The sequence below is a fragment of the Lentzea sp. NPDC058450 genome, assembly GCF_042721395.1.
GTDB lineage: Bacteria > Actinomycetota > Actinomycetes > Mycobacteriales > Pseudonocardiaceae > Lentzea.
In genome coordinates this window covers 57,674-71,634 of record NZ_JBHXLO010000010.1, presented here as the reverse complement: position 1 = coordinate 71,634, position 13,961 = coordinate 57,674, and the positions used below count along the sequence as shown (strand labels likewise).

Here is a 13,961-nt window from a genome sequence, read left to right as displayed (position 1 = left end):
GGGGGATTTTGATGTCCAGGTTGCGGCTTTTTGCTGCCTTTTTGCTGGTTGCCGGGGTGGTGTCGTGTGCGGACGCGCCCGGTGAGCAGAGCGGTGGGCCCGTGCTGACCACGTCCAACCCGCCGGTCACCACGACCACGCAGGAGCGGCCCAAGCGCATGTTCGAGCCGCCCTACCCGTACGGGACGGTGCAGGCGAAGGCGCCCGCGATCGTGGACGGGATGGTCCCCGTCGTCACGAAGATCGCGACGGACAAGCCGTACGTGTTCATCACGATCGACGACGGCGCGGTGCAGCACCCGAAGGCCCGTGAGCTGATGATGGAGGCCGGGGTGTGGCCGTCGGTGTTCCTCAACACCAAGTACGCCGAGGGCCACAAGGACTACTTCAAGCAGCTGCCGGTGACGGTGCACAGCCACACCACGAACCACCCCAACCTGCTGGGCAAGGGACTCGAGTTCCAGAAGCACGAGATCTGCGGCAACGCGGACTTCCTGGCGGCGGACTACGGGAAGCGGCCCACGCTGTTCCGGCCGCCGTTCGGCAACTACGACTCGACGACCCGGCACGCGGCCGCGAGTTGCGGCTTCAAGGCGCTGGTCAACTGGACGGCCGCCGTCAACGACGGGCGCGTGCAGTTCCAGCAGGGCGACAGGCTCAACCAGGGCGACATCGTGCTGATGCACTTCCGCACCACGTTCGTGGAGGACTTCACGGCGTTCCTGAACCGGGCGAAGCAGGACGGGCTGACCCCGGTGCCGCTGGAGGACTTCCTGGGGTAGAGGGGGAAAGATGAAGCGAATCGCAGCAGTGCTCGTCGCCGTGGGGATGGCGATGAGCGTCGTACCGGCGGCGGTGGCGGCCGAGGGGAACGAGCTGGCCGCCATCCGGACCGGGCAGCACCCGGCGTTCGACCGGGTCGTGTTCGAGTTCACCGGGCCTCGGCCGAGCGTCACGCACGGCCGCACGTCCGAGCTGTACCACTGCGGGTCCGGCAAGGAGATCGACGCGGCCGGCGACGAGTTCGTCGAGATCACCATGCAGCCCGCCAACGCGCACGGCTACACCGGGCAGCGTTCGTTCACCACGCCCGGCCTCAAGAAGGTCCGCAGCGTCACGAACACGTGCGACTTCGAGGCGCATCTGGGCTTCGGGATCGGCTACGCGGGCACGAACCGCGCGTACACGGTCTCGTTCCTGGACAACCCGAGCCGCGTCGTCATCGACTTCGACAACAACTGAGGGGCTCAAGTGAAGAAGCGAATCGGAGCGGTCCTGCTCGCGGTGGCCGCCGTGTTCACGGTGGTGCCGGTGGCGTCGGCGAGCGGGCACGCGGAGCTCACGAACATCCGCACCGGCAAGCACGAGAACTTCGAACGGATCGTGCTGGACCTGAACGGGCTGCCGAGCAACTCGCTGTCCCGCGAGGCGACCGAGGTCTCGAACTGCGCCTCCGACAACCCGGTTCCGCTGGCGGGCAACGAGATCCTGGAGACGATGTTCTTCAGCGCCGCCTCGTACGACGAGAACTTCAACCCGACGTACACGGGACCGCGCAACTTCGTCCCGCAGGGGCTGACCAACGTCAAGGGCGTCGCGATCACGTGCGACTTCGAGGCGACGCTCGGCATCGCGGTCTCGTACGACAACCCGAACTCGTGGCACAAGGTGTTCACGCTGACCAACCCCGACCGGGTCGTCATCGACATCTACTCGTACTGACGCAACTGTGCTCCAGGTCACACGTCTTCAGGGTGTCGCAGGAAGCCCTGGAGAGGGGGCCGAAGATGAACAGACGTCTGGTCGCGGTGCTGGTGGCAGCGCTGGCCGTGTTCACGCTGGCGCCGATGGCGTCGGCGCAGGGCACGGCCACGCTGTCGGACATCAGGACGGGGCAGCACAACGGCTTCAGCCGCGTCGTGCTCGACCTGTCCGGGCTGCCGTCCGAACACCGGGTCAGCGAGGTCACGAGCATCGCGCACTGCGCTTCCGGCAACCCGATCACGGTCGCCGGCGGGCAGGTCAACGAGATCCTCGCGGTCACGGTGATCGGTGCGGCCGCCCATGACGACAACGGAAACCTGACGTACACCGGCTCGCGGAACTTCGCGACGCCCGGCCTGAGCAACATCCGCGGGGTCGCGCTCACGTGTGACTTCGAGGCCACGCTGGGAATCGCGGTCGGCTACAGCAACACCGCGTCGTGGCACCGGGTGTTCACGCTGACGAGCCCGAACAGGCTCGTCATCGACGTCGGTCTCTAGAAACGAAAAAGCCTCGTGGGGGCAGCAGTCGCCGCTACTGCCCCCACGAGGGGTCTATGCGAGGAAACCGTTACGCCGCAACGGTCGCGACGGTCTCCTTCGAGAGTGCGTGCTCCAGCACCTGGGCCACGTCCGAGACGAAGTGCACCGTCAGCTGCTCACGCACCGACTCCGGCACATCGTCGAGGTCCGGCTCGTTGCGCTGAGGCAGCAACACGGTCGTGATGCCCGCACGGTGAGCGGCCAGCAGCTTCTGCTTCACGCCACCGATCGGCAGCACCCGCCCGGTCAGCGAGATCTCGCCCGTCATCGCCACGTCCGAGCGCACCGGGCGGCCCGAGAGCAGCGACGCCAGCGCCGTCGTCATCGTGACGCCCGCCGACGGCCCGTCCTTCGGCACCGCGCCCGCCGGGACGTGGATGTGCACTCCCCGGTCGGCCAGCGCCGCGGCCTTCTGGTCGTGCGACCGCAGGTAGGACAACGCGATCTGCGCGGACTCCTTCATCACGTCACCGAGCTGACCGGTGAGCGTGACGCCGGTCGAGCCGGTGTCCTTCGGGGCCAGCGAGGCCTCGATGAACAGCACGTCGCCGCCGACCCCCGTGACGGCCAGACCCGTTGCCACGCCGGGCACCGAGGTCCGTTCCGCCGACTCGGGCGTGTTCTTCGGGCTGCCGATGTAGCCCTTCAGCGACGGCTGGTCGACCACGATCGGGAGCTCGGACTCGCCCAAAGCCACCTTGGCGGTCACCTTGCGCAGGATCCGGGCCAGCGCGCGTTCCAGTTGCCGCACACCGGCTTCCCGCGTGTACTCGCTCGCGAGCTGGTGCAGCGCGGGCTTCTCGAACGTCACGTCCTCGGGGGTGAGGCCGGCGCGTTCGATCTGGCGGGGGAGCAGGTGGCCACTGGCGATCGTGACCTTCTCGTCCTCGGTGTACCCGTCCAGTTGGACGAGCTCCATGCGGTCGAGCAACGGCGCCGGGATCGACTCCAGGACGTTCGCGGTCGCGAGGAACACGACGTCCGAGAGGTCGAGCTCGACCTCCAGGTAGTGGTCGCGGAACGTGTGGTTCTGCGCCGGGTCCAGCACCTCGAGCAACGCCGCCGTGGGGTCGCCGCGGTAGTCCGAACCGACCTTGTCGATCTCGTCGAGCAGCACGACCGGGTTCATCGAACCGGCCTCGCTGATCGCCCGGACGATCCGGCCCGGCAACGCGCCGACGTACGTGCGGCGGTGACCGCGGATCTCGGCCTCGTCACGCACGCCGCCCAGAGCGACCCGCACGAACTTGCGGCCCATCGCGCGCGCCACGGACTCACCGAGCGACGTCTTGCCGACGCCGGGAGGGCCCGTCAGCGCGAGCACGGCGCCGGAACGACGTCCGCCCACCACGCCCATGCCGCGGTCGGCCCGGCGCTTGCGCACGGCCAGGTACTCCGTGATGCGCTGCTTCACGTCGTCGAGGCCCGCGTGGTCGGCGTCGAGGATCTCGCGCGCCGCCTTGATGTCGTAGGAGTCCTCGGTCCGCTCGTTCCACGGCATCTCGAGAACGGTGTCGAGCCACGTCCGGATCCAGCCCACCTCGGGCGACTGCTCGGAGGTGCGCTCCAGCTTGTCGACCTCGGCGAGGGCCGCCTTCGCGACCTTCTCCGGCAGGTCCGCCGCCTCGACGCGAGCGCGGTAGTCGTCCTGCTCGGTCGCCGGCTTGCCGTCGAGCTCGGCCAGCTCCTTGCGGATCGCGGCCATCTGCTGGCGCAGCAGGAACTCCCGCTGCTGCTTCTCGACGCCTTCCTTGACGTCCTTCGCGATCGTCTCGTTGACGTCGAGCTCGGTCAGGTGCGCCTGACCCCACTCGACCAGCTTCTCCAGCCGCTCGGTGACGTCACTCGTCTCCAGCAGCCAGATCTTCTGCTTCTCGTCGAGGTACGAGGCGTAGCCCGCGAGGTCCGCGAGTGCGGACGGGTCGGTGATCTGCTGCACCGAGTCGACCATCTGCCACGCGCCGCGCGTCTGCAGGATGTTCGTCACGAGCGCGCGGTACTGCTTGGCGAGCTCGCGGGTCCGGTCCGTGATCGGCGAGTCGTCGGCGATCGTCGCGTTCACCCACAGCGCCGCGCCCGGCCCCGTGGTGCCCGTGCCGATGCGCACGCGCTTGGTGCCGCGCACGACGGCGGCGCGTTCGCCACCGGGCAGACGGCCCACCTGCTCGATCTCGGCCAGCGTGCCCACTGCCGCGTACTTCCCGTCCAGCCGTGGGACGAGCAGCACTTGATGATTTGCGGCGGTCGTGGCGGCGTCTACGGCCGCACGGGCCTCGGCGCTCGCGTCCGCACCGGAGATGCGGATCGGCACGACCATGCCGGGAAGCACCACGACGTCGTCCAGCGGCAGAACCGGCAGGGCCAGGGTTTCGCCCATCTCGTCATCCTCCAAAGTTGAGTCTGTACCGCTCAACCAACTGGAGTCTGCCGGTGTTCCCCCTGCCGTGTTCGCTCTCAGCGAGCGGTGGCCTTCAGGCGTCTGACCAGCGCGATCTCGCCGGTGACGCGGGCCAGCGCGGTGCTCGTCGGGCACGAGGACAGCACGCCCACGGGCTTGCGTCGCAGGTCGAGACGGTCGCCGCCGGGAAATTTCACCGAGCACCGGTTGGCCGCCGCGACGAACGGCAGGAGCGTCTCGCCCGCCTCGACCGCACGCCCGCTCAGCACGAGGGCACGGGGCGTCCGGCGAGGCGGGGCGATCGCGATCGGGGTGTCGAACCGCAGCAGTTCCTCGACGGCGTCCTTGGCGAGCTCGGGCTGGTTCCGCAGCAGCGTCGCCTGATCGGGGTGGTCTTGGAGGGCGTGCAAGGCGTTGGTGAGGAACGCCCGGGTGGTCGCCAGGGCGGGCTCGGCGAACGCCTCCACGCCGTGCGCGAGCGTGAACGCCTCGGCCGCCGTGGCCGCGACGGACCGCGCGAACGTGGCGTCGTCGGCGTCGAGCACCTCGAGCGTGATCAGCGTGATCACCGGCCTGGCGAGCTTCACGGCGTGCGCGATGGTCCGTCTGGGTAACGGTTCCGGGTGACCGGACTCCAGGTCGAGCACTGTGAGTACGTCGTCGTAACGAGTGATGCACCAGCCACCGATGTCGGCGTCGAAGTGCACCGGCGAGCGTTCCCTGAGAAGGCGGAACCTCGCGTGGCGGTCAGCGGTGGTGCAGTGCATGGTTCCTAGCACGTGACCGAAACCATTCCGGTTCGGATGTGTGGCGGTGGACACCCGTGCGGCGACGACGGAGGATGCGCACGTGAAGGAAGAGCTGAAGTGGGTCCCGTCCACGGTCGACGTCACGCGCCCGAGCGTGGCGCGGATGTACGACTACTACCTCGGTGGCTCGCACAACTTCGAAGCCGACCGTGCCGCGGCGAAGCAGGTGGAATCGATCTTCCCCGGCGTCGCCCAGAGCGCGCAGGCGAACCGCTCGTTCCTGCGCAGGGTCGTCCGCCACCTGATGACGCAGGGCGTGGACCAGTTCCTCGACCTGGGCTCCGGCATCCCGACCGTGGGCAACGTCCACGAGATCGCCCAGCACGACAACGCGGACGCCCGTGTGGTCTACGTCGACTTCGAACCGGTCGCCGTCTCGCACAGCAACGCGCTGCTGGCCGACAACCCCAACGCCAACGCCATCCTCGCCGACCTGCGCGCGACCTCGACGGTCCTCGCCGGTGCCCGCGAGACCCTCGACTTCAGCCGCCCGGTCGGCGTCCTGATCATCGCCGCGCTGCACTTCATCTCGGACGCCGACAGCCCGTACGAGGCCATCGCCGAGTACATGTCCGAGCTGCCGGCCGGCTCGCACCTCGCCATCACGCACGCCACCTGGGACAGCCTCAACGACGAGGAACTGGCCGAGGCGCGCGAGGTCGCGAAGATCTACAGCAACTCGGACAACAAGCTCACCATGCGCACGCACGCCGAGGTGACCAGGTTCTTCGAGGGCATGGACCTGCTGGAGCCGGGCGTCGTCGCGGTCAACGACTGGCGCCCGGACTCCTTCGACGAGGCCAACGTGGGCATCTACGGCGCGGTCGGCCGCAAGCGCTGAAGCAGCCTGTCCCTGATCTCGTTGGTCTCGCGGTCGGTGAGGGTGCGTTCCGGCGCCCTCATCGTCACGCGGAGGAGCACGTTCTTCTGACCGGGTGCGGCGTTCAGCCGTTCCCGGACGTGCTGCGGTAGGTCCTCGGTTCTCGTTTCGCTGAGGATCGCGATCTCCTCGACGACGTCCTCGGGTACCAGCGCGCGGATGCGGTCGCCGAGCGTCTCGACGTCGTCGTGGTCGTTCGCCATGATCGAGACGTCCCTGATGGCGGCCGGGTGCCTGGAGATCGGCCGGTAGGGGCTCAGATCCAGCATCTGGGTGGCGATGCGCGGGTCCTCGTTGCGCAGCAGGCGGATGTCCGGGATCTCCTTGCGCAGCATCAGGACGCGGTCGAGCCCCAGTCCCATCGCGAGGCCGTGCGGGTGGTGTTTGAGGACGTGCCGCGCGGCCTTCCCGCACTCGCCGATCTCCACCCACTCGCCGTTGTGCTCCACGTCGATCTGCTTGCCGTGCGTCGTGTACGGGTGCACGGCGTCGATCGTGCGATAACGCTTGCCGGGCAACAGGGTCGTGACGACGCCGTGGATGAGGTCGTCCAGCGGTTCCTCGTTCGTGCTGATGCGCCAGACGTCGAGTTGGTGGGGCGTGCCGGTGTGCAGGCGGTCGACGGTGTCGCGGCGGTAGACGACGCCGGGACAGAGCAGCGTGACGTCCGGGGTGGCGTGCCTGAGCGCGGGCGGGATCATCGCCGACGTGTGGCTGCGCAGCATGCACGTCTCGCTGACGTACCTGGTGTAGCGGGCTTCCCTGGTCACCGCGTCTTCGGGATAGCCGAGGAGCTCGTAGTTGTGCTCCACGGGCACCACCGGGTGGTGGCGGACGGTCTGCGGGTTGTGCAGGACCTGACTGAGATCGTCGATCAGGAGTTGGAGCGCGTGCGGGCCCTGCGCGGGATCGGTGAGGTCGCGGACGTTCAGGGCGTGCACGAGTTCTTCGGTGCGGTACATGAGGATTCCCGTTCTGGTCGGTGTGGGGTGCGGAGTCCCCCGACCGACGGGAATTTCAGGCGCGCGCCACCCACGCAGGTCGGGGGTGGCTAAATCGCTTCACACAGCCAGGCTAGCGCGGCTACTCGGGCGGTGTCAGCCGCAAATCCGGGTCCACTGGCGGCACGCCGTCGAACGGCCCGTCGTCCTTCAGCCGTCCGACGTGGTCCAGCGCCACCTCGATGCCGTCGCGGAACGGGTCGCCGTCGGCCGGCGGGGTGCGGAACCACTCGTGCAGCTCGGCCGGGATCTGGAACCGCTCCAGCAGGTCGTCGTACAACGCCTCGCGGTCGGCGGCCTGCACGCCGAGCTCCTGGTACTCGCGCAGGGCCATGCGCAGGCGGATCCAACGGTAGCGGTCGGTGTTCCGCTGCTGTTCGAACCGTTCGCGCAGCAGGTCGCCCGCCTTCTGCCCGCGCAACGCCAGCCGCCTGATGGTGTCCGGTGGCATGAAGAGGTTCGAGCCGCCCTCGTCGTCGGACTGCCGGACGTGCGCGATGCGGCCGCGGTAGCCGGGGAGCGCGGACTGCATGGTGTCGCGCCAGTCGAGGAAGGTGTCCAGGATGGACACCAGGAAGCGCGGCATCGAGTTCAGCGCCGCGTAGTGCGTGCCCGAGGTCGAGGCGTCCTGTTCCGGCAGCCAGACGTCGTTCGTGTCGCCGGGCGGGTAGGGCTGCAGGCTCAGGCCGAACGTGGGCCAGCGCGGCAGCAGCGCGTCGAAGAAGTGGATCGGGAAGTTGCTGGTGATGCCGCCGTCGGAGAACCAGTGCACCCTGCCGTCGCGGCAGAGCGGCACGGCGGCGATCAGGCCGGGGAACGACAGCGACATCCGCACGGCGAGCACGACCGGCAGCCGGTCGCGGTCGGGCAGCGCGCGCAACGGCATGCGCTCGTGCAGCGGGCACTTCTCCGCCTGGGGCGCCCCGTCGAGCTGTTCGACCACGCGGCCCGGCAGCACGTACCCGAGACACTCCTCGCAGTACTGCCACTCCTCCTTGAACGGCAAGCGGTACGGCCGCCCCTCGGACAGGTCGGTGGTCATCAGCACGAGGTTGATGTCCCCGAGATCGCCGAACGTCAACGCCTCTTCCGTGCCCGCGAGGTCGTCCAGCCGGTCGGCGATCCAGTCGGCCAGCGGCGGCACCCCGGTGGAGGCCGGCACGCCCGCCCTTCGGTCGAGCCACGACGGCCGGTAGTCGCCGGTTCCCGGCACGAGTCCGAAGTGGATGGACCGCGCGTTGTCCTTGAGGAACCGCTGCATCGCGTACCCGTACGTGACGATCAACGCGCTCACGGCCGCCAACGTCAGCACCAGCCACACGAGCAGCACGATCGCCGCCGTCGCGTAGTGCTGGGAGAACGCCAGCCCGAGCACCAACGGCACCAACGCGAAAACCGCCGCGGGCCAAGGCAAACTCGACCGCAACGGCCACAGCACGATCACCAGGCATGCCAACGCCACCACGGTCACACCGACCGCGAGCCACCCCGGATACCCCGACGGCGCGAGCCACGCCGAGTACAGCACCGGCCCACCGAGCCACAGCAACGCCATCAACCCGAGCACGGCCTTGGCCCGCAACCCGACCGCACCCAGCAAAGCGAAGAACAGGCACGTGATCGCACTACGACCCGTGGTCTCGCGCTTCTGCATGGACGCCACCACGATCCGATACAACGCACGCGTCTTCTCGGCGGGCTGGAACAGCTGCGCCATCCGCCACCGCTCGGCGCCCTCGCCGGATGTGAACCAGTCGATCAGCCCGGCGAGCTTGTCGAACCCGCCTCTGCCGCGTCCCCGTTCGGCGGCGGCGGTGAATCCTGCCGCGATCGCCCCGGCGGACGCGCCGCCGATCTGCTTGAACTCGTAGTGGCGGGCCAGCGAGGCGACCGCGAGGGGGTAGACGACACCGCTGGTCGTGCCGCCCCGCATGGTCAGGTCGCAGTAGCGGTCGTACTCCATGCGCTGATGATCGCGCGATCAGACGCATTAGTCAGCGAAGTTCACTCGGACGCCGAGAACGACTGCTTGGATGACGGGCATGACCGCGTACGACGTCGCCCGCAGCCTGCCCGACATCCCGCAGTTGCGCGCGCTCTGTCGTGCGCTGGCCGCGCTGGACGCCGTGCTGGACCCCGACAGCGACTACCCGTACCACCAGTACAACGACGCATGGGCGCCAGGCGAGGAGATGGCGTCCATGCGGGACGGTGCGGGCAACGAGTACGACATCGTGTTCACGGCCGCGGGAGCGTTTGTGCGCGGGTTCGACCACGAGTCGCCGATGAGCCCGTACGCCAACGATGACGAGGAGCCGTGGCCGGGCGTTCTCGACTCCGTGCCCGAGGTGTTCCGCAAGTGCGTGGAAGAGCCGGCGTTCTCCGATGAGTTCGACATGCCGTTCCTGACCGTGTGCCTGTGGCGCGAACACGGCGACACGTCCTGGCGGCACGGGGAGATCGACTTCCCGGAGGACGGCGACGACGGGGCCGGCTGGCTGTTCGCCCTGCTGGCCGATGGCACGCCAGAGGCGTACCGGAAGTGGGCGCAGGACTACTACGAAGAGCCGGTCGACCTCGCCGTCGTGCAGCGCGTCTTCGCTCAGTTCAGCGGCTGACGTTCCACCGCCAGCCACCACGAGATGACGTCCTCCGCCACCTCGGTCACGGGCTGGTCGGCCCGCACCACGTAGTCCTCGACCCACGACGACGTGTACTGCCGTTCCAGCTCCTCGGCGCGTTCGACGTGCCACCGCAGGTCGGCGTCGCCCTGGTGCCGTCGCGCGAGCCGTTCGCGGATCACCGGCAGGTCGGCCTTCAGTCGGCACACGTTGAGCTTGCCGCCGATCACCGAGGCGTAGCGGGCGCGTTCCTCCCGGCTCTCCACCACGCCCGCGAGCACGATCCGCTGCACACCCACCTCGACGTAGTTGCGCACCACGGCTTCCAGGTTGCGCAGCTGCAGCTCGAAGTGGAACGGGTCGTCGGGCGGCGGCGGCCAGCAGGCGGACAGCCAGTCGAGGTCGATCACCGCGTGCGGCACCCCGACCCCGGACAGCCGGTCGCCGACGGCTTCGGCGACGGACGTCTTGCCCACGCCCACCGGACCGGTGATCAGCAGCGCCTTCACCCAGCCACCGAGGCCAGTTCGGCGGGAGTGCCGGACATGATCACCCGGACGTGCTCGGTCACCTTCTCGACCGGCCAGTCCCACCACGCGATGCGTTCCAGCAGCTCGACGTCGGCGTCGGAGTACCGCTTCTTGATCAGCGAAGCCGGGTTGCCGCCCACGATGCCGTACGCCGGAACGTCCGACACCACAACGGATCCGGCCGCGATGATCGCCCCGTTGCCGATCCGCACGCCCGGCATGATCAGCGCGTTGTAGCCGATCCACACGTCGTTGCCGACCACCGTGTCGCCCCTCGAAGGCGCCCCCAGCGCGATGTCGAGGGTCTTCTCGCCCCACACGCCGCCGAAGATCGTGAACGGGAACGTCGACACGCCCGCCATGCTGTGGTTGGCGCCGGACATGATGAACCGGACGCCCTCCGCCAGCGCGCAGTACCGCCCGATGACCAGCTTCTCCGCCCCGAAGTTGTAGAGGACGTTGCGCTGCTCGAACTCCGTGGCGTGGTGCGGATCGTCGTAGTAGGTGTACTCGCCGATCTCGATCTGCGGGTTCTTCACCAACGGCTTCAAAAGCACCGTGCGCGCGTAGTCCGGCAACGGGTAGAGGTTGTCGGGCGAGGGAATCGTCACGGTGCTCCGATCGGCTCTTCGCTGAACTGAGTGCGGTACAGCTTGGCGTAGTGGCCCTCCTTGGCCAGCAACGCTTCATGCGTACCACGTTCGACGATCTGACCGGCGTCGACGACGAGGATCTGGTTCGCCGCGCGGATGGTCGACAGCCGGTGCGCGATGACCAGCGACGTCCGTCCGGCCAGCGCCTCGACCAACGCCTCCTGCACCGCCGCCTCCGACCGCGAGTCGAGGTGCGCGGTGGCCTCGTCCAGGATCACCACGCGCGGCTTGGCCAGCAGCAGCCGCGCGATCGTCAGCCGTTGGCGTTCGCCGCCGGAAAGACGGTAGCCGCGCTCGCCGACGACGGTGTCCAACTGGTCCGGCAACGACGACACGAGGTCCGCGAGCCGGGCCCGGCCGAGCGCGTCCCAGATCTCCTCGTCGGTCGCGGTGGGCGCGGCCAGCCGGAGGTTCGCGCCGATCGACTCGTGGAACAGGTGCCCGTCCTGCGTCACCATGCCCACGGTCTCGCGGATCGAGTCGAAAGACAGGTCGCGAACGTCCACACCGGACAGCCGGATCGTGCCGGAGTCCGCGTCGTACAGCCGGGGGACCAGCGAGGCGATCGTCGACTTGCCCGCACCCGACGCGCCGACCAGTGCGATCAGCGAACCCGGTTCGGCGGTGAAGGACACCCCACCGAGAATCTCCTCGCCACCACGGGTGTCGAGCGAGGCCACCTCTTCCAGCGACGCGAGCGACACCTTGTCCGCAGACGGGTAGGCGAACTTCACGTCCGAGAACTCGACCTGCACCGGACCGTCCGGCACGGCGGCCGGCTCCGGCTTCTCCTTGATCAACGGCGGTAGGTCCAGCACCTCGAAGACCCGCTCGAACGACACCAGCGCCGTCATCACGTCCACCCGTGCGCCCGCCAACGCCGTCAACGGCGCGTAGAGCCGCGTCAGCAGCAGTGCCAGCGTCACGATCGTGCCCGGCGCCATCTGCCCCTGGAACACGAACCAGCCACCCAGCCCGTAGACCAACGCCAGCGCCAACGACGACACGAGCGTCAACGCGACGAGGAACAACCACTGCGCCACGGCCGTCCGCACGCCGATGTCCCGCACGCGCCGAGCGCGCGCACCGAACTCCGCGCTCTCCAACGCCGGACGCCCGAACAGCTTGATCAGGGTGGCGCCGGGAGCCGAGAACCGTTCGGTCATCTGCGTCGTCATCATCGAGTCGAGGTTCGCGGCCTCGCGATGCATGGACGCCAAGCGCTTGCCCATCCGCCGCGCGGGAATCAGGAAGATCGGCAACAGGACCATCGCGAGCACCGTGACCTGCCACGACAGCGTCAGCATCACGGCCAGGGTCAGCACCAGCGCGATCACGTTCGTGACCACCCCGGAGATCGTCTCGGAGAACGCCCGCTGCGCCGCGATCACGTCGTTGTTCAGCCGCGACACCAACGCTCCGGTGCGCGTGCGGGTGAAGAACGCGATCGGCATCCGTTGCACGTGGTCGAAGACGGCCTGCCGCAGCCGCAGGATCAGGTCCTCGCCGACCCGCGACGACTGCCACCGCTCGGCCAGCGAGAACCCGGCCTCCAGCACCGCCACGCCGGCGATCGCGAGCGCCAGCCACACCACCAGACCGAAGTCGCGGCCACCGATGATCGTGTCGACCACCCGGCCGGCGAGCACCGGCGACGCCACCGCGAGCACCGCGGCCACCGCCGAGGTAGCCAGAAGTCCGTACACGGCACGGCGTTGCGGCCGTGCGAACCGGGCGACACGCTTCAACGTCGCCCGGCTCACGCGGCGGCTCTTCTCGTCTTGCATCGCGCTTTCGAGCGCGTACCAGGCGTTGAAGTCGATGTTCATGACGCCCAGTCTCGAACCTCGACCTACAACGAGGTCAAGCCGTTTTCAGGAACTCGTCGACCTCGGCGAAGACCGCCGCACGCACTGGCGCAGGCGACAGGAACAGGTCGTGCATGCCCGCCTTGATCTCCACCACCTTGACCGATGATCCGATCTTCGGGCCCCACTTGCGCATGCCCTCGACGTCGAGGACGGCGTCGGCCTTCGACACGTCCTCGCTCCACTCCTTGGCGTTCAACATGCTCTTGTCGGAGTGCAGCACCAGGACGGGCACGCGCACGTCGAGTCCCTTGTGGACCTTCTCCTGGCCCAGCAGCACGGCCCGGATCCACCCGGCGAGCACCGGGAAGCCCGCCAGCGGCTTCCACTTCAGGTCGAAGTCCCACTCGCCGTTGCGCGAGTTGTGGATCGCCGCCCCGTACGCCTCGCCGAGGTTCGCGCGGATCTTCACCTTCGGCGCGACACCACCCAGCACCTTCACGATCTGCCGCACGAGCGGCGGTTCGACGACGTCGAGCCACGGGCTGTTGAGCACCAACGCGTCGATGAGGTCGCTGGAACGCCGTTCGTGCGCCCACAACGACGTGGTGAGTCCACCGGTCGAGTGACCCATGAGCACCACACGTGAGTGCTCTTCACGAACCTTCGCGATCGCCGCGTCGATCTCCTCGAAGTACACGGTGATGTCGGTCGTGTAGTTCGGCAGCTCGCCGTCGCGCAGCGACCGTCCGTAACCGCGCAGGTCCACGGCGTAGAAGTCGTAGCCCTGGGCCGCGTAGTGCTCGGCCACGTGCTCCTGGAAGAAGTAGTCCGCGAAACCGTGCACGTAGAGGATCGCGCCGCGGTCGTTGGCGACCGCACGACGGCGGACCAGAGTGGCTGAGGCGCCGCCGCGCAGGGGGAGGACCGTGGTGTCTTCGTCGCTGCTCACCGC

Annotated in this window: 14 protein-coding genes; 6 read left to right on the top strand and 8 right to left on the bottom strand. The window is 68.5% G+C overall.

Going from position 1 to position 13,961, the window contains the following annotated elements; translation table 11 throughout:
* The first annotated feature begins 11 nt into the window (after positions 1-11).
* From ACFWNN_RS17770 to ACFWNN_RS17755, 4 genes are all read left to right on the top strand, one after another.
* Positions 12-782: a polysaccharide deacetylase family protein gene (locus ACFWNN_RS17770; RefSeq protein ID WP_382441003.1), complete on the top strand. Its 771-nt coding sequence runs from the start codon at positions 12-14 to the stop codon at positions 780-782.
* Positions 783-792: 10 nt separating this feature from the next.
* Complete coding sequence (locus ACFWNN_RS17765) at positions 793-1,242, top strand: hypothetical protein (protein WP_382441002.1); 450 nt, start codon at positions 793-795, stop codon at positions 1,240-1,242.
* 9 nt (positions 1,243-1,251) lie between these two features.
* Positions 1,252-1,722 carry a hypothetical protein gene (locus ACFWNN_RS17760; RefSeq protein ID WP_382441001.1) on the top strand — a complete coding sequence of 157 codons (471 nt, stop codon included), beginning with the start codon at positions 1,252-1,254 and terminating at the stop codon, positions 1,720-1,722.
* 65 nt (positions 1,723-1,787) lie between these two features.
* On the top strand, positions 1,788-2,264 hold the full coding sequence (locus ACFWNN_RS17755) for a hypothetical protein (RefSeq protein WP_382441000.1): 477 nt from the start codon (positions 1,788-1,790) through the stop codon (positions 2,262-2,264).
* Between the two features lie 70 nt (positions 2,265-2,334).
* Here ACFWNN_RS17755 and lon read toward each other — a convergent pair whose 3' ends face one another.
* On the bottom strand, positions 2,335-4,683 hold the full coding sequence (gene lon / locus ACFWNN_RS17750) for an endopeptidase La (RefSeq protein ID WP_382440999.1): 2,349 nt from the start codon (positions 4,681-4,683) through the stop codon (positions 2,335-2,337).
* Between the two features lie 77 nt (positions 4,684-4,760).
* The gene (locus tag ACFWNN_RS17745) at positions 4,761-5,471 is read right to left on the bottom strand and encodes a hypothetical protein (protein ID WP_382440998.1); all 711 of its coding nucleotides are present in this window, start codon (positions 5,469-5,471) and stop codon (positions 4,761-4,763) included.
* Positions 5,472-5,553: 82 nt separating this feature from the next.
* Here ACFWNN_RS17745 and ACFWNN_RS17740 point away from each other — a divergent pair, with 82 nt between their 5' ends.
* On the top strand, positions 5,554-6,354 hold the full coding sequence (locus tag ACFWNN_RS17740) for an SAM-dependent methyltransferase (RefSeq protein ID WP_382440997.1): 801 nt from the start codon (positions 5,554-5,556) through the stop codon (positions 6,352-6,354).
* Here the strand turns inward: ACFWNN_RS17740 and ACFWNN_RS17735 are convergent.
* On the bottom strand, positions 6,327-7,355 hold the full coding sequence (locus tag ACFWNN_RS17735) for a hypothetical protein (protein ID WP_382440996.1): 1,029 nt from the start codon (positions 7,353-7,355) through the stop codon (positions 6,327-6,329). The two genes, ACFWNN_RS17740 and ACFWNN_RS17735, sit on opposite strands and share 28 nt — an antisense overlap.
* Before the next feature lie 121 nt (positions 7,356-7,476).
* Positions 7,477-9,357 carry a patatin gene (locus ACFWNN_RS17730; protein ID WP_382440995.1) on the bottom strand — a complete coding sequence of 627 codons (1,881 nt, stop codon included), beginning with the start codon at positions 9,355-9,357 and terminating at the stop codon, positions 7,477-7,479.
* A 79-nt stretch (positions 9,358-9,436) separates the two neighbouring features.
* On the opposite strand from ACFWNN_RS17730, the gene ACFWNN_RS17725 reads away from it, so the two are divergent.
* Positions 9,437-10,012 carry a hypothetical protein gene (locus ACFWNN_RS17725; protein WP_382440994.1) on the top strand — a complete coding sequence of 192 codons (576 nt, stop codon included), beginning with the start codon at positions 9,437-9,439 and terminating at the stop codon, positions 10,010-10,012.
* Here the strand turns inward: ACFWNN_RS17725 and ACFWNN_RS17720 are convergent.
* From ACFWNN_RS17720 to ACFWNN_RS17705, 4 genes are read right to left on the bottom strand one after another with little or no spacing between them, the layout of a single operon-like run.
* Positions 9,997-10,524 carry an AAA family ATPase gene (locus ACFWNN_RS17720; RefSeq protein WP_382440993.1) on the bottom strand — a complete coding sequence of 176 codons (528 nt, stop codon included), beginning with the start codon at positions 10,522-10,524 and terminating at the stop codon, positions 9,997-9,999. The genes ACFWNN_RS17725 and ACFWNN_RS17720 overlap by 16 nt on opposite strands.
* Positions 10,521-11,156 carry a CatB-related O-acetyltransferase gene (locus ACFWNN_RS17715; RefSeq protein WP_382440992.1) on the bottom strand — a complete coding sequence of 212 codons (636 nt, stop codon included), beginning with the start codon at positions 11,154-11,156 and terminating at the stop codon, positions 10,521-10,523. Before ACFWNN_RS17715 ends, ACFWNN_RS17720 begins: the two co-directional genes overlap by 4 nt.
* The gene (locus tag ACFWNN_RS17710; RefSeq protein ID WP_382440991.1) at positions 11,153-13,027 is read right to left on the bottom strand and encodes an ABC transporter ATP-binding protein; all 1,875 of its coding nucleotides are present in this window, start codon (positions 13,025-13,027) and stop codon (positions 11,153-11,155) included. Before ACFWNN_RS17710 ends, ACFWNN_RS17715 begins: the two co-directional genes overlap by 4 nt.
* Positions 13,028-13,061: 34 nt before the next feature.
* The gene (locus tag ACFWNN_RS17705) at positions 13,062-13,958 is read right to left on the bottom strand and encodes an alpha/beta hydrolase (protein WP_382440990.1); all 897 of its coding nucleotides are present in this window, start codon (positions 13,956-13,958) and stop codon (positions 13,062-13,064) included.
* Positions 13,959-13,961 lie beyond the last annotated feature (3 nt).